This is a genomic window from Kribbella jiaozuonensis, from assembly GCF_005233875.1.
In the GTDB taxonomy this organism is placed as follows: Bacteria; Actinomycetota; Actinomycetes; order Propionibacteriales; family Kribbellaceae; genus Kribbella; species Kribbella jiaozuonensis.
In genome coordinates this window covers 235,788-256,981 of the sequence record NZ_SZPZ01000004.1, presented here as the reverse complement: position 1 = coordinate 256,981, position 21,194 = coordinate 235,788, and the positions used below count along the sequence as shown (strand labels likewise).

At 67.5% G+C, this 21,194-nt stretch carries 19 protein-coding genes; 9 read left to right on the top strand and 10 right to left on the bottom strand.

Annotation, left to right across the window (positions count from 1 at the left end; genetic code table 11):
* Positions 1-4: 4 nt before the first annotated feature.
* On the bottom strand, positions 5-1,342 hold the full coding sequence (locus FDA38_RS27320; protein WP_137257000.1) for an aminotransferase-like domain-containing protein: 1,338 nt from the start codon (positions 1,340-1,342) through the stop codon (positions 5-7).
* Between the two features lie 62 nt (positions 1,343-1,404).
* Between FDA38_RS27320 and FDA38_RS27315 the strand changes: the two genes are divergently transcribed.
* Entirely contained in the window at positions 1,405-2,028 is a 624-nt protein-coding gene (locus tag FDA38_RS27315) for a DJ-1/PfpI family protein (RefSeq protein WP_137256999.1), read from the top strand.
* 4 nt (positions 2,029-2,032) lie between these two features.
* On the opposite strand, the gene FDA38_RS27310 is transcribed toward FDA38_RS27315, so the two are convergent.
* Positions 2,033-2,683 carry a Bax inhibitor-1/YccA family protein gene (locus tag FDA38_RS27310; protein WP_202877853.1) on the bottom strand — a complete coding sequence of 217 codons (651 nt, stop codon included), beginning with the start codon at positions 2,681-2,683 and terminating at the stop codon, positions 2,033-2,035.
* 359 nt (positions 2,684-3,042) lie between these two features.
* Here FDA38_RS27310 and FDA38_RS27305 point away from each other — a divergent pair, with 359 nt between their 5' ends.
* The 4 genes from FDA38_RS27305 to FDA38_RS27290 all read left to right on the top strand — a co-directional run bounded on the left by FDA38_RS27305 (position 3,043) and on the right by FDA38_RS27290 (position 8,084).
* Entirely contained in the window at positions 3,043-4,017 is a 975-nt protein-coding gene (locus FDA38_RS27305) for a glycoside hydrolase family 16 protein (protein ID WP_137256997.1), read from the top strand.
* Positions 4,018-4,065: 48 nt separating this feature from the next.
* Positions 4,066-4,794: a GntR family transcriptional regulator gene (locus FDA38_RS27300; RefSeq protein ID WP_170989888.1), complete on the top strand. Its 729-nt coding sequence runs from the start codon at positions 4,066-4,068 to the stop codon at positions 4,792-4,794.
* A gap of 20 nt (positions 4,795-4,814) precedes the next feature.
* Positions 4,815-6,230: a M1 family metallopeptidase gene (locus FDA38_RS27295; protein WP_202877852.1), complete on the top strand. Its 1,416-nt coding sequence runs from the start codon at positions 4,815-4,817 to the stop codon at positions 6,228-6,230.
* Between the two features lie 120 nt (positions 6,231-6,350).
* Positions 6,351-8,084 (top strand): S8 family peptidase, encoded by a 1,734-nt coding sequence (locus FDA38_RS27290; RefSeq protein WP_137256995.1) that lies wholly within the window; start codon positions 6,351-6,353, stop codon positions 8,082-8,084.
* A 53-nt stretch (positions 8,085-8,137) separates the two neighbouring features.
* Here FDA38_RS27290 and FDA38_RS27285 read toward each other — a convergent pair whose 3' ends face one another.
* Together FDA38_RS27285 and FDA38_RS27280 are read right to left on the bottom strand one after the other, a co-directional pair.
* Positions 8,138-9,331, bottom strand: coding sequence for a Dyp-type peroxidase (locus tag FDA38_RS27285; RefSeq protein ID WP_137256994.1), 1,194 nt, complete (start codon positions 9,329-9,331; stop codon positions 8,138-8,140).
* Positions 9,324-10,481, bottom strand: a complete 1,158-nt coding sequence (locus FDA38_RS27280; protein WP_170989887.1) for an EfeM/EfeO family lipoprotein — start codon at positions 10,479-10,481, stop codon at positions 9,324-9,326. The genes FDA38_RS27285 and FDA38_RS27280 overlap by 8 nt, the downstream gene beginning before the upstream one ends.
* Before the next feature lie 204 nt (positions 10,482-10,685).
* Between FDA38_RS27280 and FDA38_RS27275 the strand changes: the two genes are divergently transcribed.
* Entirely contained in the window at positions 10,686-12,845 is a 2,160-nt protein-coding gene (locus FDA38_RS27275; RefSeq protein ID WP_137256992.1) for an alkaline phosphatase family protein, read from the top strand.
* Between the two features lie 55 nt (positions 12,846-12,900).
* Here the strand turns inward: FDA38_RS27275 and FDA38_RS27270 are convergent, their stop codons facing one another.
* Positions 12,901-13,650, bottom strand: a complete 750-nt coding sequence (locus tag FDA38_RS27270) for a PIG-L deacetylase family protein (RefSeq protein ID WP_137256991.1) — start codon at positions 13,648-13,650, stop codon at positions 12,901-12,903.
* A 10-nt stretch (positions 13,651-13,660) separates the two neighbouring features.
* The gene (locus FDA38_RS27265; protein ID WP_233714961.1) at positions 13,661-14,938 is read right to left on the bottom strand and encodes an NAD(P)/FAD-dependent oxidoreductase; all 1,278 of its coding nucleotides are present in this window, start codon (positions 14,936-14,938) and stop codon (positions 13,661-13,663) included.
* A gap of 228 nt (positions 14,939-15,166) precedes the next feature.
* Here FDA38_RS27265 and FDA38_RS27260 point away from each other — a divergent pair, with 228 nt between their 5' ends.
* Genes FDA38_RS27260 through FDA38_RS27250 form a run of 3 tightly spaced genes read left to right on the top strand, consistent with a single transcriptional unit; the run spans position 15,167 to position 17,177 of the window.
* Positions 15,167-15,865, top strand: coding sequence for a class E sortase (locus FDA38_RS27260; RefSeq protein WP_137256989.1), 699 nt, complete (start codon positions 15,167-15,169; stop codon positions 15,863-15,865).
* An 11-nt stretch (positions 15,866-15,876) separates the two neighbouring features.
* Positions 15,877-16,533 carry a ferritin-like domain-containing protein gene (locus tag FDA38_RS27255; protein WP_137256988.1) on the top strand — a complete coding sequence of 219 codons (657 nt, stop codon included), beginning with the start codon at positions 15,877-15,879 and terminating at the stop codon, positions 16,531-16,533.
* Positions 16,534-16,547: 14 nt separating this feature from the next.
* Positions 16,548-17,177 (top strand): ferritin-like domain-containing protein, encoded by a 630-nt coding sequence (locus FDA38_RS27250; RefSeq protein ID WP_137256987.1) that lies wholly within the window; start codon positions 16,548-16,550, stop codon positions 17,175-17,177.
* Between the two features lie 56 nt (positions 17,178-17,233).
* On the opposite strand, the gene FDA38_RS27245 is transcribed toward FDA38_RS27250, so the two are convergent.
* From FDA38_RS27245 to FDA38_RS27230, 4 genes are read right to left on the bottom strand one after another with little or no spacing between them, the layout of a single operon-like run.
* Entirely contained in the window at positions 17,234-17,911 is a 678-nt protein-coding gene (locus tag FDA38_RS27245; protein WP_137256986.1) for a response regulator, read from the bottom strand.
* Positions 17,908-19,212 (bottom strand): sensor histidine kinase, encoded by a 1,305-nt coding sequence (locus tag FDA38_RS27240; protein WP_137256985.1) that lies wholly within the window; start codon positions 19,210-19,212, stop codon positions 17,908-17,910. Before FDA38_RS27240 ends, FDA38_RS27245 begins: the two co-directional genes overlap by 4 nt.
* Before the next feature lie 33 nt (positions 19,213-19,245).
* Entirely contained in the window at positions 19,246-20,094 is an 849-nt protein-coding gene (locus FDA38_RS27235) for an ABC transporter permease (RefSeq protein WP_137256984.1), read from the bottom strand.
* The gene (locus FDA38_RS27230) at positions 20,091-21,020 is read right to left on the bottom strand and encodes an ABC transporter ATP-binding protein (RefSeq protein ID WP_137256983.1); all 930 of its coding nucleotides are present in this window, start codon (positions 21,018-21,020) and stop codon (positions 20,091-20,093) included. The genes FDA38_RS27235 and FDA38_RS27230 overlap by 4 nt, the downstream gene beginning before the upstream one ends.
* Between the last annotated feature and the right edge of the window lie 174 nt (positions 21,021-21,194).

The window sequence follows — 21,194 nt, the reverse complement described above, 5'->3', positions numbered from 1 at the left end:
TTGGTCAGGTGAAGGGGTCGCGGTCGGCTTCGGCGCGGACGGCGTGCAGGGCCTTGCGGAGGTCGGCGATGCTGACCGAACCGAGTGCCAGGCGTAGGGCGTGCGGCACGGTCGGTGTGGTTGCGAACGGCTCGGCGGTGGAGACCGCGACTCGGCGTGCGGCCAGAGCTGCGACGATCCGGTCCGGGCGTGCGTCCGGGGCCAGAGGCAACCAAACGAAGTACGACGAGGGATGCCCGACGTACGGCAGCCCGGCGAGGATCTCCGCGGCGACGGACTGCCGCCGACGGGCGTCGTTGCGCTTCTCCACTTCGAGACGGTCGACGGTGCCGTCATCCAGCCACCTGCCGGCGATCGTTGCCGTCAGCGCCGGGGTGTTCCACGTTGTTGCCCGGATGACACGCTCCAGCGTCGGCACGAGCATCGCGGGCGCGGCGATGAAGCCGATCCGCAAGCCGGTTGCGACGCTCTTCGACAGGCCTGACACGTAGACGGTGATGTCGGGCGCAAGCATCGCCAGCGGTGGTGGGGCGTGTTCGACCAGGTACGCGTACGACGCGTCCTCGATGATCGAGACGCCGTACCGGCTCGCGATCGAGACGAGCCGCGCGCGCTGGGGTTCGTCGTACACCCAGCCGAGCGGGTTGTGCAGGGTCGGCATCGTGTAGACGGCGCGGACCCGGCGGCGCCGGCACAGCTCTTCGAGCGCGTCGAGATCCGGCCCGGCCGCGGTGGCCGGCAGTGGTGCCAACTCAAGTCTGAGCGTCCGTGCGAGCACGATGAAGCCGGGATAGGTGAGGGCGTCGACCGCGATCACATCGCCCGGTTCGAACAGGGCCATCGCCGTGACCGCGAGACCCTGCTGGGCGCCGTTGACAATTAGGACCCTTTCGCGGCCGACGTCGAGTCCCCGGCGGCGCAGGTGGCGGGCGACCGCGTCACGGTCCTGCGCCCTCCCGCGATGTGGTTGATAGCGCAGGAGCGCATCGAGGTCGCCGGCTCCGGCGAGATCCCGCAACGCCTGGCGCAGCAGATCGGCCTGGCCGGGAACCGACGGCGAGTTGAAGCTCAGATCGATGGCGTCGACGGCCACGGCCCGTTGATCGATCTCCTCGCCGGACACGGCGGCGAGATCGCGGACGAACGTACCCCGGCCCTGCTCGGAGCTGACCAGGCCCATCGCTTCGAGTTCGGCGTACACGCGTGAGGCGGTGACGATGGCGATTCCCTCGTCGGCTGCGAGCCGGCGATGCGTGGGTAGCCGGTGACCGGCCGGCCATCGTCCGCTCCGGATCTGCGCAGCCAGCGAGTCGACCACGGCCTTGTACGTCGGGATCCGCATCGCAGCATTGTATGCAGGACAATTCTTCCACTGTCATGGACCGGCCGCCCTAGGGTGCGAGTATGCACACAGCGATCCTCACGTTCGACGGCTACAACGAACTCGACAGCCTCATCGCCCTCGGAATCCTCAACCGCGTCAGCGCACCTGGCTGGCGGGTGTCGATCGCAGGCCCGACGCCGCGACTGCGGTCGATGAACGGCGTCGTCATCGACGCCATGATCGATCTCGAGGAGGCCTGCGATGCCGACGCGGTCATCGTCGGCAGTGGCAAGAAGACCAGAGAGGTGGTCGAGAACCCCGCCATCATGGAGACCTTGGCCCGGCTCGACCCGACCCGTCAGCTGTTGGCTGCCCAGTGTTCCGGCGCGTTGGTCCTGGCCAAGCTCGGGCATCTGCGCGACGTACCCGCCTGCACCGATCTGGTGACCAAGCCCTGGGTCGTCGCGGCGGGTGTCGACGTACTCGATCAGCCGTTCTTTGCGCGCGGCAATCTCGCCACGGCCGGCGGCTGCCTGGCCTCGACGTACCTCGCCACCTGGACAATCGCCCGGCTCCACAGCCTCGAAGCCGCCAAGGACGCCATGCACTATGTCGCGCCCGTCGGCGAGAAGGACGAGTACGTCGACCGGGCGCTGCGCAACGTGACGCCTTACCTCGAACCTGTCGGCGCGCTCCAGAAGTAAGAGCCTATGACTGGTCGTTGCGGCTGAAGAGCTGGAGGAAGAACAGGAAGACGTTGAGGATGTCGAGGAAGATCGAGGCGGCCAGCAGGGGTGCCGAGGCGAGGTCGGTGGACCGGCGGAGGCGCTGGAAGTCGAAGGCGGTCAGGCCGGCGAAGATGACCAGGCCGACGATCGAGTAGATGAGCGCTCCGCCTGGGATCTGGACGAAGATCAGCACGATGCCGAAGAGGATCAGTCCGATCAGAGCCCACGAGCCGACACGCGCGATGCCCGACAGGTCACGCCGGGTGGCGTAGCCGGCCGCGCCGAAGCCGACGATGAACAGGGCCGTCGCTCCACCGGCTTGCCAGAGCGCGCTCGGGTCGATGCTGGCGTAGTACGCGAGGGTCGGCGCGGTCGCGAGGCCCATCAGCAGGCCGAACGCGGCGAGCAGTCCGACGGCCCGGCCGGTCGACTTCCGGACGGCGAACTGCATGCCGATCAGTACTCCGAAGGCGGCGATGAACGCGATGATGCCGATGCCGCCGTGCAGGTCGCGGCCCAGGTACGCCCCGAGCGCGAACAGCCCGGTGGTCATCGCGACGTACTGCATGGTCTGCGCGAACAGCGTGTGTTCCTGATCCCGATCGCTGACGCCGCTCCGGGGGTATGCCATTGACTCGTCCATGTCTCCCACGATCCGACGAAGCCGTACGCATGGCACCAGGGAGACTCCCTGGTCATCAGCCGTCAGGCCACCCCAGTGAACCGGCCGGGCCGTTCCGGTCCGAACGATCGAGATTGAATTCATGGGCCAGTGGTAAATACCATCACGCGACCCGCGCGGCAGCGGGCCAGGGCGACTGGTGGCGCTGTCGTCGATTCCCGGTATTTACCAGTGATCACCGCCTAAATTGGTTTATGTCGGGTCAATTCGAAAAGTTTGGTGGAGCTCTTGCAGTTCACTCTCGTGGCATTCATGCTCGTCCAGGATCCGGCTTCCGCCCCATCCTTGCCGCGAAGGAGACCGAAGACATGTCACGTCAGCGAACGACCATCTTCCTCGCCACCGCCGCGACGATCGCCTCGATGGTGAGCGGCGCCTCTGCTGCCGTCGGATCGACCGATCGGGCCGACCGCGGGTCAGGTAAGTGCGGCGTACTGTTCGACGACTTCCAGTACACGTCCGCCACCGACCCAGCGCTCGCCGACCACGGCTGGAATGCGCGGAGTGAAATGGGTGGCCCAGGTGTGCCGGGTACCGCGTGGCCGGCGAGCAACGTCTCCTTCGTCACCACCGGTGGCCAGAAGGCAGCTCAGCTCCGGGCAACGACGGACGGTACGGTCCCCGGCACCACCAACGCCGAACTCCGCCGGACCACCATGAACCTGCGGAACGGCACCTACGCCACCCGCGTCCGGTACGCCGACACCCCGGCCACCGGGACGGACGGCGACCACATCAATGAGACCGCGTTCGCCATCGGCCCGACGAAATTCGACTACGACCCGATCTACAGCGAGCTCGACTTCACCGAGTACCTGCCGAACGGAGGCTGGGGAGAGACGGGCCCGGTCAACTTCCAGACGAGCTGGCACACCTTCCGAGAGGACCCGTGGGACGCGCGAACCGCGGAGAGCCGCCAGGACAGGTCGCTGAACGGCTGGCACACCTACGTCACGCAGGTCGGCAACGGCCACGCCAGGTACTACATCGACGGCAAGCTCACTGCCGACCACACGGTCGACCAGGACGGCAACACCGTCCTGCCTCGCCAGGACATGAGCATGAACTGGAACCTGTGGTTCATCGATCTGGACGGGCACCAGGGCACGGCGACAAGTGAGTACCGCGAGCAGGTCGATTGGGCTTACTACGCCAAGAACGATACCGTCTCGCCCGCACAGGCCGACGCCCGCGTGGAGAAGTACCGCAAGCACGACACCACCTACCAGGACTCGTTGAGCAACACCGGGAGCTGCGAGAACTACCAGCCGCCGGAACACTGAGCTCCGGCGTAACATATGGACCCTCCGGCATACCAAGGATGGGTCCTCGTGGCAGGCAGCCTGCGGAAACGAGATCGGGCGCGTGAGCACCTGCTCGGGCTGGTCGAGACGCGAGCGGTCGGCCAGCCGATTCCCTCCGAGCGCCAGCTGTCTGCCGAACTCGAGATCTCCCGACCCACCCTTCGAGCAGTGGTCGACGACCTGGTTCGCGATGGCTGGCTGGTCCGCGAGCACGGCCGCGGCATGTTCGTCGGTAGCCCCAAGGTGGCCCAACAGATCAGCGGCACCCACGGAGCGACGTACCCGACCGGATCCGGCAACTGGACCAGCAGGGTCCTCAGCCACGGCACGATCCAAGCCGGCACGTTGATCGGCAGCAGACTCCGCGTCACCCCGACCACCGCCGTACTGCGGATCGCCAGGCAACGCTTCGTCAACGGCGACCCGATCTGCCTGGAGACCATCCACGTACTGCAGGAGCTCGTCCCCGAGTTCGACGTACGAGCGATCGAGCAGAACTCGTTCTACGCGATGCTCGAGGAGCAGTACGGCGTGATCCCGACCGACGCCGAACAGACCCAAGGCGCAGCAGCCGCCGACGCCACCGAGTCGGCCCTGCTCGGCCTCGCCCTGGAAGCTCCGATCCTCATCCTGGAGCGAACCACCCGCGACCAGCACGGCCGCAGATTCGAATTCACCCGCGCCGCCTACCGCGGCGACCGCTACCAGATCAAGACGCACCTGACTCTTTCCCAACCACCAGCCGAGTCTGCATAAGCGGAATGCAAGGAGGAATTGTGGGACGTGTCGGTCGTCGCCGCGGTTACCTGTTGATGGTTTGTGCGTTGGTGCTTGGGTTGTCGACGGGCATGACGGCGAATGCTGCGCCAGGACGGATGTCGTTCTCGCCCGGCGCATCGGGGGCGGGGGATCCTTACTTCCCGGACATGGGTAATGGCGGCTACGACGTCAGCCACTACGACATCAGGCTGGCGTTCAACCCCAAGACCAAGGCGATCAGCGCGACGACGACGATTCTCGCGAAGGCCACGCAGAATCTGTCCCGCTTCGATCTGGATTTCCAGGGGCCGTTGAAGATCACCAAGCTCTCGGTCGACGGGCGGGCTGCGGCCTTCACCCGTCGCGGTGCTCAGGAGTTGGTGATCACGCCGCGACAAGGTCTGTGGCGAGGAAGCGCGTTCGTTGTCTCCGTGACGTATGCCGGTGTCCCGCAGAAGATCGATGACCCGGCGCTGGGCCTCTCTGGCTGGGTCGCCACCAAGGACGGCGCGGTCGCGCTCAACCAGCCGATCGGTGCCGCGACCTACTACCCGGTGAACGACACCACCGACGACAAGGCGACGTACAGCCAGACCATCACGGTGCCGACCGGGCTGACCGTGCTGGCCAACGGTGAGCCCGGACCCACCACCAAGCACGGCGGCTACACCACGTTCCGCTGGCACATGAGCCAGCCGATGGCCAGCGAGCTGGCGATGATCGCGATCGGGAAGTACAACGTCACTCGCGCTGTGACGGCCACCGGCATTCCGAACATCACCGCCATCGGCAGGTCGGTCGATACCAAGCCCGGCCAGGGCAGAGTGTTCAACCGGACCACGGCGCAGATCGTCCAGTGGGAGGCGTCGATGTACGGGCGCTACCCGTTCAGCTCGACCGGCGGCATCATCGCCGATGTCGGCGTCGACTATGCCCTGGAGACCCAGAGCCGACCGGTGTACGACCAGCGCACGAGCGAAGTCGACGGTGACCTGCTCGCCCACGAGCTCGGCCACCAGTGGTTCGGTGACAGCCTCACTCCGGTGCACTGGTCGGACATCTGGCTGAACGAGGGCTTCGCCACCTATTCGGAGTGGCTCTACCAGGAGAAGTTCAACGGCATCCCGGTGCAGCAGAGCTTCGCGGAGACCTACGCCGACGAGAAGGACTGGAGCGGCAAGGTCGCCGACCCCGGACGGGATCACATCTTCGACGACCTCGTCTACAACCGCGGCGCGATGACATTGCAGGCGCTACGCCTGAAGATCGGCGACCGCGCCTTCTTCCAGGTGCTGCGGCAGTGGCCGACGACGCACCGGTACGGCAACGTCTCGACGCAGACCTTCATCCGGTTCGTCGAGCGATTGACCCACCGCGACCTCGGCGCGTTCTTCCACACCTGGCTCTACCGGCCGGGCAAGCCGACGCTCTGAAGCCTTGCGCTCGGACGGTTCGATCCCGTCTATTAACAGATGGGGTTGCTGGGGGGCGGGCTCGAACGACACGACAGCACGTTTCTTCAGCTGTAGTTCGATCTTCGAGGGAGGGGTTCAATGCGCAAGTACGTCATGCGTGCCGCCATCGCGGCAGCGAGCGTCACCGGGTTGCTATGGGTCGCAGCCGGAACGGGTACCGCGACCAGCGGTCAAGAGCGGCAGTACGTCGTTCTCTACGCCCAGGGCGGATCTGCCGCGGCCGCGCACGCCGCGATCGCGGCTGCCGGCGGCACGGTACTCGACGAGAATACGGCGATCGGAGTCGCCACCGTCACCACCAAGAGCGACGCTTTCCCGGCTGCCGCCCGTGGCTCGTCCGCGATCGTGGGGGTCGCACGAAGTACGGTCATCGGCCACGCACCGGACGACCGTCTGGCCAATAACAACACGAGCTTCAAGCGCGACGCAGCGCAGGCTGACCTGCTGGGTGCGCGCGCGGGTCGCGCGACGTCGAAGGCCGCCGACAAGGACAAGAAGAAGCAGGAGCCGCTGGCCGGGCTGCAATGGGACATGCAGCAGATCGGCGCGACCGCCGACGGTTCACAGCGCTATGAGCAGGGCAAGGGCGTGCGCGTCGGCATCATCGACACCGGCGTCGACGGCAGCCATCCCGACATCACCGCCAACTTCGACAAGGCCCTGAGCCGGAACTTCACGACCGACATCCCGGTCGACGCCAACGGCACGACGGTCGACGGACCGTGCGAGCACCCGAGCTGTGTCGATCCTGTCGACGAGGACGACAACGGTCACGGTACGCACGTCGCTTCCGAGATCGCGTCGCCGGTCAACAAGCTCGGGATCGCGGGCGTCGCGCCCAAGGCGACGATCGTCAACCTGCGGGCCGGCCAGGATGCGGGCTTCTTCTTCCTGCAGCCCACGGTCGACGCGCTGACCTACGCGGGCGATCACGGCATCGACGTCGTGAACATGAGCTTCTACGTCGATCCGTGGCTGTTCAACTGCACCAACAACCCGGCTGACCCGCCGGAGTTCCAGGCCGAGCAGGCAACTGTCATCCAGGCGATGCAGCGGGCCCTCGACTACGCCTATGCCCATGGCGTCACGCTGGTCGCAGCGGCGGGCAACGGCGCGACCGACTACACCAAGACGATCGTGGACTCGTCGAGCCCGGACTTCCCCAGCGTGCCCGGTGAGGCGCCGTACACGCGGACGATCCCGACTTCGTGCATCTCGATGCCGTCCGAGGGTAACCATGTGCTCTCGGTGACCAGCACCGGCATCTCCACGCGCAAGGCCTACTACTCCGACTACGGCAACGGGTACGCCGACCTGTCCGCGCCGGGCGGGGACGTGTACGACACCGCGGACCAGAAGCGCGACATCACGAAGGCCATCCTCGCGGCGTACCCGAAGCACCTCGCCGTGGAGCGCGGTCAGCTCAATCCCGACGGGACGCCGAACACACCCAGCGTCGTTCAGAGCTGCAACAAGGGCGTCTGCGGCTACTACCAGTACCTGCAGGGCACGTCGATGGCGTCACCGCACGCGGCCGGCGTCGCGGTGCTGGCAGTCGGCCGGCTGGGCGTCAAGGACCACGTCAACGGCGGCAAGAAGGCTTCGCCGGCGGCCGTCGAGCAGCTACTGCGCGGAACGGCGACCGACCACGCTTGCCCGACCCCTCCGCTGTTCACCTACACCCGGCAGGTCCTGCAGGCCGACGGGACCTTCCTGACCGTGACAACCAACCACCTGTGCGAAGGCACGACGGCGAACAACGGCTTCTACGGCGACGGCATCGTCAACGCAAAGAAGGTCGCAAAGGGCTGACCTGACCCAGCGACGAGGCGCGCCGGTTGGTGGCGCGCCTCGTCGTTGGACCTTCAGTCGAACATGGTGCGGCCCAGCCACTCGTCGGCGTCCTGTACGCCGGGTAGGGCGAAGAAGTAGCCGCCGCCGAACGGGGAGATGTAGTCGACCAGGGGTTCGTCGATGAGCAGTGTCTGTACGGCGACGAACTGGCGGTCGAGGTCGGCGTTGAAGCAGATGAAGATCATGCCCAGGTCGAGCTGGCCGTTGGGCTCGACGCCGGCGCTGTAGTTGAAGCCGCGGCGCAGCATCCGCCGGTCGTCGGCGGTGCCGTCGTGGGGGTTCGCGAGGCGGGTGTGGGCGGTCAGCGGGACGGTGTTGCCGTGCGCATCCCGGTAGTAGCTGGGGAGTTGGAGCTCCTCCTGGCCGGCTACGCGTTCGCCCGGGCGGCCGGACAGCGGTGCGCCGGTGTCGCGGTCGCGGCCGAAGATCCGTTGCTGCTCGTTGATCGAGATCCGGTCCCAGAACTCCACGAACATCCGGATCAGCCGGACCACGTGGTACGAACCGCCGGTCACCCAGTTCGGTTCGTCGCCGCCGGGCTTGGTCCACACCAGCCGGTCGAGCAGGTCGGGGCGGTCGAGGAACTCCAGGTTCGCCGTACCGTCCTTGAAGCCGAACAGGTTGCGGGGTGTGCCGGTCGGGCGTGGTGGGCTCGTGAAGCCCTCCTGCTGCCAGAGCACCTGGAGGTCGGCGCGGGTGGCGCGCATCAGGATCCGTAGCGCGTGCAGCACGGTGTCGCGGTGATCGGCGCAGATCTGCAGCAGCAGGTCACCGTCGCAGCGGTCGGGGTCGAGCGCGTCGTTCGGGAACTCGTCCATCGCGCGCAGCCGGGCCGGTTTGACGCCGGCGAGGCCGAACCTGTCGTCGAACAAGCTCGCGCCGACGCTGACCGTGACGGTGAGACCGTCGGGCACGGTGCCCGGGCCGAGTACGCCGTTCTCGTACGGCGTCGACACCAGACCGTCGTCGCTGCCGCGTCCGGTCGGTACGTCGCCGCCCGTCAGATACCGGATGGTTGAGGTCAGCGTCTGGAACATCCGCTGCAACGCGGGTCGGTCGGCCGCGGTCACGAGAAACGCGACAACAATCGCCGCCTGCTGCGCAGGCTCGAGAATGCCGGCCTGATGCACGCCCTCAAACGCCCGACCGCTCGGTGCAGCGGAGACATCGGGCACGGCCGGGGTGGCCGGGGTGTGGTTAGTCATGGGTGATGGGCCCTCGGTCGGTGGTGGCGTTGCGGGGGTCGACGATGGCCGCGGCGTGTGAGAGGAGCTCGACGCTGTGCTGGACCGCTGCGTTGACCGCGGCCCGCTGCCGGACCGACAGCGCCGCCAGTCCAACCCAGCCGTCGTCGTGGTGGTGGCTGCGGACCAGCTGCTGGGTGAGCCGGAGCTGCTCGTCGGTCTGGTCCAGGTACGGGTTCTGCTTGCGCAGGATCGGCCGCAGCGGGTCCAGCGCCTGCCATACCCCGGTGAGGTTCGCGTCCACGGTCGCCAACTCGGTCTGGCTGCCGGCGTCACCGATCCCGTTCAGATCCCACTGCAGCGCGTCCTCGAGGATCTCGTGAGCCCGCCGGCCCATGTCGATCGGCGTGATCGCGTTCGGCAGCGCCAGCTCATCGGTGAAGCGCTCGATCGCCTCGACCAGCGCATCGACGTAGGGCACGATCGTCGCCGTCGGGCGGTTGTGCCACAGCATCGCCTCGACCTTGCGGAAGCCGGCGAAGTCCGCGTCCGCGAGCCGGTCGGGGGCAACGCCACGCGGCGGGTCGGCGTTGATGTCGTCACCGGTCTCGTCGTACGCGCGGTAGGCGCCGCCGAGCGTCTCGTACGTGAGGTGGGCGGCCAGCCAGTCGCGCCGGGCCTTCGCCGCATCGCCGTCCCGCAAGGCATCGCGGAGCTGTTCGGCCTGGTGGGTGAGCGTGGGGAGCTGCGCGGTGATCCAGGCGACGTACGAGTTGATCGGGATCCGCAGGTCGAGCCCGGTCACGGGGATGATCCCGTGTACGTCGTACGGCAACGGGTCACCGGTGACGACGACCGGCCGGCTGTACTTGATCGTGTAGTCGGTGATGCAGACCCAGCGGTACGTTCCGGGCGGGACCGATGCCGTCACCGCACGGCTGACGCCGCGGCCGAAGTGCTCGACCTCGAGGTAGATCCGCTCGGTCGCGGGATCCTCCAGGTAGACCTCCGCGCCGGCGCCCTCGTTGTTGACGAACACGAAGTCGTACCGGCCGGCCGGTCCGCCGAGCCAGTCGTCGATGCCGTAGGGCGAACCAACGACCAGAACTATGGGCTGCGGCCGGATCGACGGCAATGATTGGGCGGCCGCCGAGGCCGTGCTGCTGCTCACCCGGCCCACGCTGGGCGGCGGTTGTGAACGGATCCGATGCTGCCCACGACGCGCCGGTGAACAGCGGGTGACCTGCCGGGCAGGGCGAGCTCACGGACTCCCTGAGTCTTCAGGGAATGTTCACGACACGATGCTCGCGAGGTCCGGACCTTTCGACGTTGACTTTGTGGGTATCCCCGCCACGAGAGGCTAGGTAGCAAACCCATGTCTGACAACGATTCGGCACCCGCGGACGGCACCAAGGCGACCCCGGAGCGCAACCGGATCAGCCGGCGCCGGCTGATGCAGACCGCGGGCGCCGCCGGCGCCGCAGTCGCCGCCGGGGGGCTGTCGAGCGTTCCGGCCCAGGCCGCGCCGAACGCGGCCGCGACGGCCGACAGCAAGACCGGCTCGAACCCGGCGCAGCACTCGCGTCGCACCGGCACGATCAAGGACCTGAAGCACGTCGTGATCGTGATGCAGGAGAACCGTTCGTTCGACCACTACTTCGGCACCCTCGACCTGGCCGGCGCCCGCGGCTTCGGTGACAAGCAGGTGCTGACCTGGCAGAACGGCCAGACGATCTACTACGACCCGAACAGCCGCGCCGAGGGCTACCTGCTGCCGTACCACGCGGACAGCCTGAAGTACAACGCGCAGAACACCAGCGCGCGCAACCGGTACTTCATGGAAGCCGACGTGCCGTGGCACCACGCGATCGCCAAGGCCTACACCATCGGCGACCACTACTTCTGCTCGCTGGACACCAGCACCAGCCCGAACCGCATCATGATGTGGGCCGGCACCAACGACGCGGCCGGCACGCAGGGCGGTCCGGTCATCAACAACAACGGCGACTACGGCTACGCCTACAAGTTCAAGACGTACCCGGAGACGCTGCAGGACGCCGGTGTCACCTGGCAGATCTACGTCAACAACGACACCGACGACGACTTCCTGGGCGACTACACGGACAACACCGTGCGTTCGTTCACGGCGTTCGACCCGAAGAACGCCACCCCGGAGAACACCCTGCCCCGTCAGGGCCTGCTTGCCCGCGGCAACGTCGTGTACGCCCACACCACGCAGCCCGCCGGCATCAAGAACGACACCTCGAACGTCGACTACGTACTGCGGGACTTCATCGCCGACTGCGCGTCGGGTGACATCCCCGAGGTGTCCTGGATCGTCGCGCCCGCGGCGTGGACCGAGCACCCGACGTACGCCCCGAACAACGGCGCGGTCTACACCGACCGGGTGATCCAGGCGGTGCACGAGAATCCCGAGTTGTGGGAGTCGACGCTGATCATCCTGAACTACGACGAGCCCGACCATGCGAACCGGATCGGTGAAGGCGGCTTCTTCGACCACGTCGTACCGCCGATCCCTGAGGTCGGCACCACCGGCGAGCGTGCGCCCGGGATCAAGCCCGGCTTCGGCGGCCGGGTGCCGTTCGTACTGGTCTCGCCGTGGACCCGTGGCGGCTTCGTGAACTCCGAGGTCTTCGACCACACCTCGACGATCCAGCTGATCGAGGAGTGGACCAAGAGCCTCGGCCGGCCGGCCGTCTGCGAGAACATCAACGCCTGGCGGCGTGGCGTCTCGGGCAACCTGCTCTCGGCGATCGACTTCGGCAACTTCGACACGTCGTTCCCGAAGCTGCCGAAGCCGGCCGACCTGCTGAAGTCGGTGGTTGTCGACGCGAGCCTGCCGCCCGTGCCGCAGCCGGCCGTCGGTGCGCAGGTCCTGCCGACCCAGCCGATCACCGGCAAGGCGAAGCGGAGCCCGCTGTCGTTCCAGCCCAACGGCGTCGTCGTCGAGAACCCCGCGACCGGGACCGCGACCGCGACCTTCACCGTCGAAGGCGGCCCGAACGGCAAGGCGGTCAGCCTGGTCGGACTGGCCGACAAATACGTGCCCGCCCTCGTCGGCGCCGAGCCGCTCGGCATCGGTCAGGACGCGCTGCCCCTGACGGCCGGCAACCACGCGCCGAAGTCGTACACCTGGGACACCAAGACGACGAACGGCAAGTACGCGTTCACGTTCTACGGCCCCGACCACTTCATCCGGTCCTTCGCCGGCACCGTCGTCCCCTCCAGCGACCAGACCTCGGCCCAGCCGCGGGTCGACGTCCGGCTGGTCAAGGCACGCGGGCGGTCGGCCGCGACGGTCGAGTTCACCCTGTCCGCCGTCGGCCGCAAGTCAGTGACCTACACGCTGACCGCGAACGACTTCGCCGGGAAGAAGACGACCATCCAGGTCCCCGCCGGCAAGCACAGCGTCATCACCTGGCCGACCGTGGACGGCTACTACGACGTCGTCATCACCGCGAAGGAGTCCGCAGACTTCAACCAGCGGTACGCCGGACGCGCCGCCGAGAAGTGATCCTTTGAGCTGATCGCAGACTGTGCCCGGCTCGCGGGCACAGTCTGCGTCGCGGTCAATCGTCGGTCGGGAAGCTTGGAGGCGCCTGCAGATCGTGGGCGCGGAACAGGACAGCATGCTCGACGCCCATGGCCTTACCGCTCATCGCCGCAAACATCGGGATGAATTCGGCCGGGGCCGGGTGCCAGGGGAGCGCGGCCAAGTACGCCGCGTGTGCCTCGAGCGACGCGACGCCCTTACGGAGTGGTTCACCGGTCACGTCGACGCCGTGGGTCGCGGCGCCGGCGAGGCCGGGTGTGAGGTACCAGCGAGGCGAGTGCGGCTCGAGCTGCTCGTCGTCGATCTGCTCCGGGAACACCCAGCGGTTACCTGCGTCCCGGATCGCGTCGAGCGTCGCCAGCCCGGCGGCCCGGTGATCGGCTTGGTCGAACCCCATCGGCGTCTCGACGTCGTAGCCGACACCCAGCACAACATCGGGCTTGAACCGTCGGATCTCCCGGCAGATGTCGCGACGCAGATCGAGCCCGTAGACGAGCACACCATCCGGATGCTCGAGAACCGTCAGGTGCGTGACACCCACGACGTCACACGCAGCCTGCTGCTCCGCAAGCCGCAACCGAGCCGTCTCCTCCGGCGGATTCGGCATCCCCGCCTCGCCGCGCGTAAGCAGCAGATACCCAACCTCGATCCCACGCGCAGTCCACCGAGCAACAGCAGCAGAACTGCCGTACTCCATATCGTCCGGGTGCGCGACAACACACAACACCCGCTCAAAGGACTCCTCAGGCAACACCGGCAAGGTCATGCAAGCATCCTTACACCCCGCCGACTCCTTCTGGTGAGGCGGTCTCTAGTGGTACCTGGTCGGCCGGGATGACGCCGAGTTGGGTGGTTTGGCGTGGCAGGACGGCGTCGAAGAACCAGTCGGTGGCGGTGCGGACGCGGTTGCCGGGCATCGACAGCAGGTGGTAGCCGCGGGTGACGACCTTCGCGGGGAGGCCGGCCAACGGTACGTGCAGCGGGTTGGCGGCTGCCTGGGTGCCGCCGAGGTCGACGACGAAGCCGAGGTCTTCGTGGCGGTAAGGCTGCGGGATTCCGGTCCCGAAGCTTGCCGCGATGTTGTCGGCGGCCTGTTTGCCTTGCCGCTGGGCGTGCTGGGCGGTCATCGGCGTGACCTCACCGGGCCGGGTCAGGTCCGGTACGGCGGCCGCGTCACCGCACGCGAACACCTCAGGATGCCCGGGCACCTGGAGGTACTCATCCACGACCAGCCGACCCTTGTCGGTCTTCAAGCCGAGCCCGTCCACCACCGGATCGGGCCGTACGCCGACGCACCAGATCAGTGACTGCGTCGGGACGAAGCTCTTGTCGGTCAGCCGTACGCCGTCCTCGACCGCCTCCTCGATCGAGACACCCATCCGTACGTCGACGCCGCGCTCGCGCAGCACCTTGTCCGCCGTACGCGAGAGGCGTTCGTCGAGCTCCGGCAGAACCCGGTCGGCGACGTCGAGCAGCATCCAGCGGATGCGCTGATCACTCAGGCGCGGGTGACGCTTGCGCAGCAGTTCGGTGTAGAGGACGGCATGCGCGGCGACCTCGGTGCCGGTGTATCCGGCGCCGACGACCACGAACGTACACAGGGCGTCGCGGGTCGGCCGGTCGTCGGTCGCGTCGGCCAGCTCGAGCTGTTCGGTCAGGTGGTCGCGGAGGAAGATCGCCTCGGGTATCCCGCGGAATCCGTGCGCGTGCTCGGCGATTCCCGGCACGGGGAGGAGCTTGTTGACGCTGCCGGCGGCGATGACGAGCCGGTCGTACGACAGCTCGCCGCGCGCGCCGGTCGGTTCGGCGTACCGGACGGTCCGCATATCGAGGTCGAGCCCGTCGACCTCACCGAGCACGAGCCGCACGCCGGGCAGCGTTTCGGCGAGCGACACGGTGATCCGGCGGGGTTCGATGATTCCGGTGGCGACCTCCGGCAGCAGTGGAATGTAGAGGAAGTAGTCGGTCGGATTCACCAGGATGATCTCGGCGCGGTCCTTGGCGAGTCTGCGCAGCCGGCGCGCGGCATGAAATCCCGCGAACCCGGCACCCACGATGACAATCCTCGGCCTGTCCATGCGCCACCAGTACCAGCTACACCGACGTGCCAAACCCGCGAACATCGCCGGGCACGGATCACCGGCTGCTCTTTCGGGATCTGACCCATCCGCGGCGTGGAGCGCTCCGAATACCGGTCATTGAATCCTCGCGAGGAGATGGTCCGCAGTGCCGGAATTCGAAGATCTCACGCAGCCAACGGTCGCCTCTGTCGGTGAGGCCTGATGCAGGGCTGGAAACCGATCTGGCGCTGGCTCACCGCAAGTGTCGTTTTCGCCGTCCTCGTGGCGGTCGCGGTCGTTGTGTTCGGCCCGAACGGCAGCGGACAAACCGCCGCCGCACCGCCGGCGAAGACGGCAAGGCCAACCCAGCCATCGGCGGCGCCGACCGATGATGATGCCTTGGTCAACCGAATGCTCGATCAGCTCCGGGCCGGGAAACCCGTCGAGCCACAGTTCGCGGCCGGGGACAACCCCGCGGCGGGTGTGCCGATCGAGGCGATCAAGGCCAGGCCGGGGGAGCAGTTGCGGCTGGGGCGGTTGGAGATCCCGCGGTTGAAGGTCGACCAGCCGTTGAACAACGGCGTCGACGAGGCCGCGCTGGTGCAAGGCGTGGGTCATTGGCCGGGGACCCCGTTGCCGGGCAGTCCGGGCAACAGCGTGATCAGCGGGCATCGCAGTACGCACGAGAAGCCGTTCCTGTACCTGGACCGGCTGCGCCCCGGCGATCCGATCATCGCGACGGTCGGCGCGACGCGGACGACGTACAAGGTCGCCAAGGTCGTAATCGTGCCGCAGGCGCAGTACGTGAAGTTCGTGCTGAAGCAGCCCACCAGACCAGGCGAGAAGGACATCACCTTGTTCGCCTGTAACCCCATCACCGCGCACTACCAACGCATCGTCGTTCAGGCGACGGCTGCTTGAGGAGGAGAGTCATGGGTTTCAGTAAGATTTTCGGGGGCCGTCCGGTCCTCGAGTTCGCCGATGAGCACAGCCGGCGGAGCTTTCTGCGCAACGCGGCGCTGGTCGGCGTCGGTGTGACGTACGTCGCCACCCGTCCCGGCGATCCGGTTGCTTTCGGCAACGCTGATCGCGGCTTCGGGACCGAGGTCGCCAAGAGTGACCTCGACATCCTGAACTACGCGTTGACGCTGGAGTATCTGGAGTCGGCGTTCTACACGATGGGTCTGAAGGCGAAGCTGCTGAAAGGCCGCGAGCTCGAGCTGGTGGATCCGATCCAGCAGCACGAGGCCAACCACGTCACGGCGGTGAAGACCACGATCCAGGATCTGGGCGGCAAGCCGGTGGCGGCGCCGAAGGTGAAGTTCCCGGCCGGCACGTTCTCCAGCCCGGCGGCGTTCCTGAAGACCGCGGGCACGTTCGAGGAGCTCGGCGTGAAGGCGTATCACGGTCAGGTGCCGCTGGTGAAGGACGGTCACATCCTGGCTGCGGCGGCGTCGATCGCCGGGGTCGAGTCCCGGCATGCGGCGATCATTGCCCAGATCTCCGGCGGGAACCCGTTCCCGGCGCCGATCGAGGCCCATCTCGGGATGGCGCCGGTGCTCAAGGCCGCCATGCCGTTCATCGCGTAACAGGAGGAGAGTTGATGACTGACACCGTTCGTGATCTGATCCACGGCAACGCCTCCATGGTGGCGCCCGGTGCCGCACTCGGCGCCTTGAGCCATGGGTTCGAGCTGGCCAGTGCGAAGGACTTCAACAGTGACGTCGAGGTCTTGAACTATGCGCTGACACTGGAGTACCTGGAGGCCGAGTTCTACCGTCAGGGCAACTCGGCAGGACTGCTGAAGGGCACCGAGAAGAAGTACCTGATGCAGATCGGCGCCGATGAGGCGTCGCACGTCGCGACCGTTACCGCGACGATCCAGAAGCTCGGAGGTACGCCGGTCGGCGCGCCCGCGGTCGACTTCGGCGGCGCGTTCGAGAGCCGGAAGAGCTACCTGACCACGTCGCACATCTTCGAGAACAAAGGCGTGGGCGCGTATCTGGGCGCGGCCGGGTTCGTGAAGGACAAGATGATCCTGCAGGCCGCAGCCGGCATCTTCGGCGTCGAGGCCCGGCACGCCGCCGTCGTCGGCAACCTGCTCGGGCTGAAGGCCGAGGGTGGCGTCTACATGGGCTCGACCGAGGTCGGCATCCCGAAGGCCGACGTACTGAAGGCAGTCGCTCCGTTCCTGCAGGACCCGGCCAAGGTCGTCGCCGCGATCACCCTCTGACGCAACAACATCAACGGCCCGGCCGCCCTGGGGGCGACCGGGCCGTTGTGGAACTCTCACCCTGCCGGCCAGGCCGGATTGGGGTAGGTCAGGCCGATGTCGTAGGCGAAGATGACGGCCTGGACTCGGTCGCGGGCGCCGACCTTGGCGAGTACGCGGCCGACGTGGGTCTTCACCGTGGATTCGGACAGGTGGAGGCGTTCGGCGATCTCTGGGTTGGTCCAGCCGTGGGCGATCGCGAGCAGGATCTCGCGTTCGCGTTCGGTCAGGGTCTCGAGTTTCGCGTCGCCGTCTTCACGGGTGGCGCGGGGGAGATGCTGGGCGTAGGCGTCCAGGAGCCTGCGGGTCAGACCGGGCGAGATGATCGCGTCGCCGGCCGCGACCGCGCGAATGCCGCCGAGCAGTTCCTCCGGCCGCGCGTCCTTCAGCAGGAACCCGCTTGCCCCGGCGCGGAGTGCCGCGTGGGCGTACTCGTCGAGGTCGAACGTGGTCAGTACGAGCACCCGCGATCGGTTGCCGCTGGCCACGATGCGGCGGGTGGCCTCGATTCCGTCCATGCCGGGCATCCGGATGTCCATCAGCACGACATCGGGGTGCAGCTCGGCAGTCCGGCGTACGGCTTCGGAGCCGCTGCCTGCCTCGCCCGCGACCTGCGTTTCCGGCACGGACTCGAGCAGGATCCGGAGACCGAGCCGGTGCAGTGGCTGGTCGTCGACGATCAGCACGGTGGTCATGGTGTCCTCTCGGGGGCGAGCTCGAGTTCGGTCTGTACGGTCCAGCCGCCGTCACGGGTGCGCCCGGTGCGCACAGTGCCGCCGTACAGGGCCGCGCGTTCGCGCATTCCGATGAGGCCTTGGCCGTCTCCAGAAGCAGATGCCGGTTCGAAGCCGGCTGATGGTCCGGTGTCTTCGACCTGGATCCGCAGCCGCTGGCGTACTACCTCAACTGACACGCGGGCGTCAGTCTCAGGCCCCGCGTATTTGAGCGCATTGGTCAGCGCCTCCTGAATGATCCGGTACGTCGCGAGCTGCAGACCTCGATCGGCCGGGAGGTCGCCCGCGGTCCGGTAGCTCACGCTCGGACCCGCTGCTCGGATCCGATCGCACAACCCGTCGATGTCGGCGATCCCAGGCTGTGGGCTGAGGTCCGGCAGGGCGGCGTCGTCCCGCAGCGCGCCGAGCGTACGCCGCAGATCGTTCAACGCCTCCCGCCCCGTCTCGCCGATGAGCGTGAGGGCCTGGGCGGAGCGATCGGGATTGACTCGTACGGCGTACGCGCCGCCGTCCGCGAGTCGGATCATCACCGAGAGGTTGTGCCCGAGGATGTCGTGCATCTCGCGCGCGACCCGAGCGCGCTCACCCGCGACCGCCAGCATGCTGCGCTGGTCGCGCTCGATCTCGAGCTGCGCGGCGCGATCGCGCAGGGCGGCGAGTTGCGAGCGCCTGATCCGGACGACCAACCCCAGCGCGACCGCGGCCGTGCTGGCGCAGACCAGGAAGAACGCCACCTCCGCAACGGACACGACGGCAGAGATTCGTACGACGGCCAGCGTCAGTACGCCGACCATGATCGCGCACGCCCACAGTAGACGACGGAGCGAGCTGTGGAGAGTGAGGCTGTAGAGCGCGATCAACAACGCAACATCCGCGCGAAGAAAGACCAGCAACGACCACTGCACAGTGAAGACCGCCGCCGTGAGAACGAACGCCGTCATCGGTGCGCGGCGGCGGAAGAAGAGCGGGAGTATCAGTCCCGCCTGCAGGGCCAGCATTGTCCCGACAGATACCTGGTTGAACACCCCGGCGAGTTCGCGTGGGCCGTCGTCGCGCAGCAGATCCGGCAGGCAGAACAACAAGAAGGCGCCGACGACAACCAGGGTGTCGACGGCCCACGGTCGGGCGCGGTCTGCGCGGCGCAGCCGCCGTCCGATCCGGCCGAGGCGGAGCACCAACGGGTGCTGCCACAGCGGATCCGGATCGGCGGCGGTCTGCGGACCTTTCGGGCGCGCCGCGCCGTCGTCAGTCACCGTTCCCATCTGTCCATTGTTACTGCCGGTCGCGAGCGTGGATCAGGCGTCGCTGCGGGACAGGCGCCAGGCCGCGCCGGCCAGGGCCAGCGCCGTCCATCCGGCGAAGACCAGAAAGCCGATCCCGGGCGAGAGGGTGTGTGGTGCCTGATGCAACGAATACATCGACTGACCCGCCTCGCTGGGCAGGAACTGCTGGATGGCGTGGCGCCAGGAGACCGGCAGCAACGAGACCAGTCCGGGCAGGAGCATCAGCGCCCCGACCAGGGCCGAGATGGCTCCGGCGACGGATCGCAGCATCGCACCGAGAGCCACGCCGATCACGCCGACGAGACCGAGGTACACCGTCGCGCCGAGCAGACTCCGAACCACGCCGGTACTGGAGATCGTCAGCGCGGCGGGAGTGCTGCTGAGGATCCCGCTGTCGATCAGGAACGTGACGAAAGCCCCGACAAGGGCGATCGCCAGCGCGACGACGCCGTACACGGACGCCTTCGACCACAACACCGGGAGCCGGCGCGGTACGGCGGCAAGCGTCGAGCGGATCTGTCCCGTCGAGTACTCGCCCGCACTGACGAGCACTCCCAGCACGCCGAGGGCCAACTGCGACAGGGCGACCCCGAAGAGCGACAGGCTCAGCGTCGTGGCGTCGGCGAAGTCCGGGTCGAGCTGCCGGCCGGAGTTGACGCTGGAGCGGTAGCGCAGTGCCGCGATGATGCCAAAGGCAACCAAGAACAGCAGGCCGAGACCCAGCGTGATCCAGGTCGACCTCAGCGACCACAGCTTGGTGGATTCGGACCGGAGCACCCGACGGCCGGTGACGCGGTACCGCGGTTTCGGTGCGGCTGCTGATCCGCCGCTCGCGGGGCGAGGTTCGGTGATGACGGTCATGCTGCACGCTCCGCGAGTTCGGTGGTGCCGTGGTAGACGACGTCGTCGCGCGTCAGGTCCATGAACGCGGCCTCCAGCGAAACCTGGATCGTCGTCAGCTCGTACAGCGCGATGCCGTGTTCGGCTGCCGTGGTCCCGATCGCCCGAGCCGAGAGACCGGTGACCTCCAGCTCTTCGGAGCCGGCCTGGCCGACAACCTCGACGCCTGGTGCGGCGAGTGCGTCACGCAGTCCGGCCGGATCCGCGGTTGCCACCCGGACGGCGTCGCCGCCGGCCTGTCGTACCAGATCTTCGACGCTGGTATCGGCGAGCAGCCGGCCGCGGCCGACGATGATCAACCGGTCCGCGACCAGGGCCATCTCACTCATCAGGTGGGACGAGACGAACACGGTCCGGCCCTCCGCGGCGAGGCCGATCAGCAGGTTGCGGATCCACAGCACGCCCTCCGGATCCAGCCCGTTCACCGGTTCGTCGAGCATCACGGTCGCCGGATCGCCGAGCAGCGCGGCAGCGATTCCGAGCCGTTGCCCCATACCGAGCGAGAACTGGCCGGCGCGCTTCTTCGCCACGGACTGCAGGCCGGTCAACTCGATCACCTCGTCGACGCGGCGCCGGGGAATGCCGTGGGTCTGCGCCTGGGCCAGCAGGTGGTTGTACGCCGATCGGCCCGGGTGGATGGACTTCGCCTCCAGCAGGGCACCGACCTCCTGAAGCGGGGCAGTGTGTTCGCGGTACCGCTTTCCGTTGACCGTGACCGAGCCGCTGGTCGGCGCGTCCAGCCCGATGATCATCCGCATCGTCGTCGACTTGCCCGCACCGTTCGGCCCGAGGAACCCCGTGACGGAACCGGGCCGGACGGTGAATTCCAGCCCGTCGACCGCCGTCGTCTCGCCGTACCGTTTGGTGAGCTGCCTTGCCTCGATCATCGCGTCGCCCTCGACTCCCTGGACCGGACCTCCCGGCCTCGTCACCCAACCTAGGAATCGCCCGCCCGGGATCCGTGGTACCGCGGCCTGATCTTCCGACGACGGGTAGTACCGCGGTACTACGAGCCGCCTGTTGACAGGTGCGTTATATCGCCGGACGATATAGCGTGTCGC

Excerpts from the sequence above, each read along its gene's own strand:
- FDA38_RS27320 (WP_137257000.1), bottom strand. The coding sequence starts at position 1,342 with ATGCGGATCCCGACGTACAAGGCCGTGGTCGACTCGCTGGCTGCGCAG.
- FDA38_RS27315 (WP_137256999.1), top strand. The coding sequence starts at position 1,405 with ATGCACACAGCGATCCTCACGTTCGACGGCTACAACGAACTCGACAGC.
- FDA38_RS27310 (WP_202877853.1), bottom strand. The coding sequence starts at position 2,683 with ATGGCATACCCCCGGAGCGGCGTCAGCGATCGGGATCAGGAACACACG.
- FDA38_RS27305 (WP_137256997.1), top strand. The coding sequence starts at position 3,043 with ATGTCACGTCAGCGAACGACCATCTTCCTCGCCACCGCCGCGACGATC.
- FDA38_RS27290 (WP_137256995.1), top strand. The coding sequence starts at position 6,351 with ATGCGCAAGTACGTCATGCGTGCCGCCATCGCGGCAGCGAGCGTCACC.
- FDA38_RS27285 (WP_137256994.1), bottom strand. The coding sequence starts at position 9,331 with ATGACTAACCACACCCCGGCCACCCCGGCCGTGCCCGATGTCTCCGCT.
- FDA38_RS27275 (WP_137256992.1), top strand. The coding sequence starts at position 10,686 with ATGTCTGACAACGATTCGGCACCCGCGGACGGCACCAAGGCGACCCCG.
- FDA38_RS27270 (WP_137256991.1), bottom strand. The coding sequence starts at position 13,650 with ATGACCTTGCCGGTGTTGCCTGAGGAGTCCTTTGAGCGGGTGTTGTGT.
- FDA38_RS27260 (WP_137256989.1), top strand. The coding sequence starts at position 15,167 with ATGCAGGGCTGGAAACCGATCTGGCGCTGGCTCACCGCAAGTGTCGTT.
- FDA38_RS27255 (WP_137256988.1), top strand. The coding sequence starts at position 15,877 with ATGGGTTTCAGTAAGATTTTCGGGGGCCGTCCGGTCCTCGAGTTCGCC.
- FDA38_RS27250 (WP_137256987.1), top strand. The coding sequence starts at position 16,548 with ATGACTGACACCGTTCGTGATCTGATCCACGGCAACGCCTCCATGGTG.
- FDA38_RS27245 (WP_137256986.1), bottom strand. The coding sequence starts at position 17,911 with ATGACCACCGTGCTGATCGTCGACGACCAGCCACTGCACCGGCTCGGT.
- FDA38_RS27240 (WP_137256985.1), bottom strand. The coding sequence starts at position 19,212 with ATGGGAACGGTGACTGACGACGGCGCGGCGCGCCCGAAAGGTCCGCAG.
- FDA38_RS27235 (WP_137256984.1), bottom strand. The coding sequence starts at position 20,094 with ATGACCGTCATCACCGAACCTCGCCCCGCGAGCGGCGGATCAGCAGCC.
- FDA38_RS27230 (WP_137256983.1), bottom strand. The coding sequence starts at position 21,020 with ATGATCGAGGCAAGGCAGCTCACCAAACGGTACGGCGAGACGACGGCG.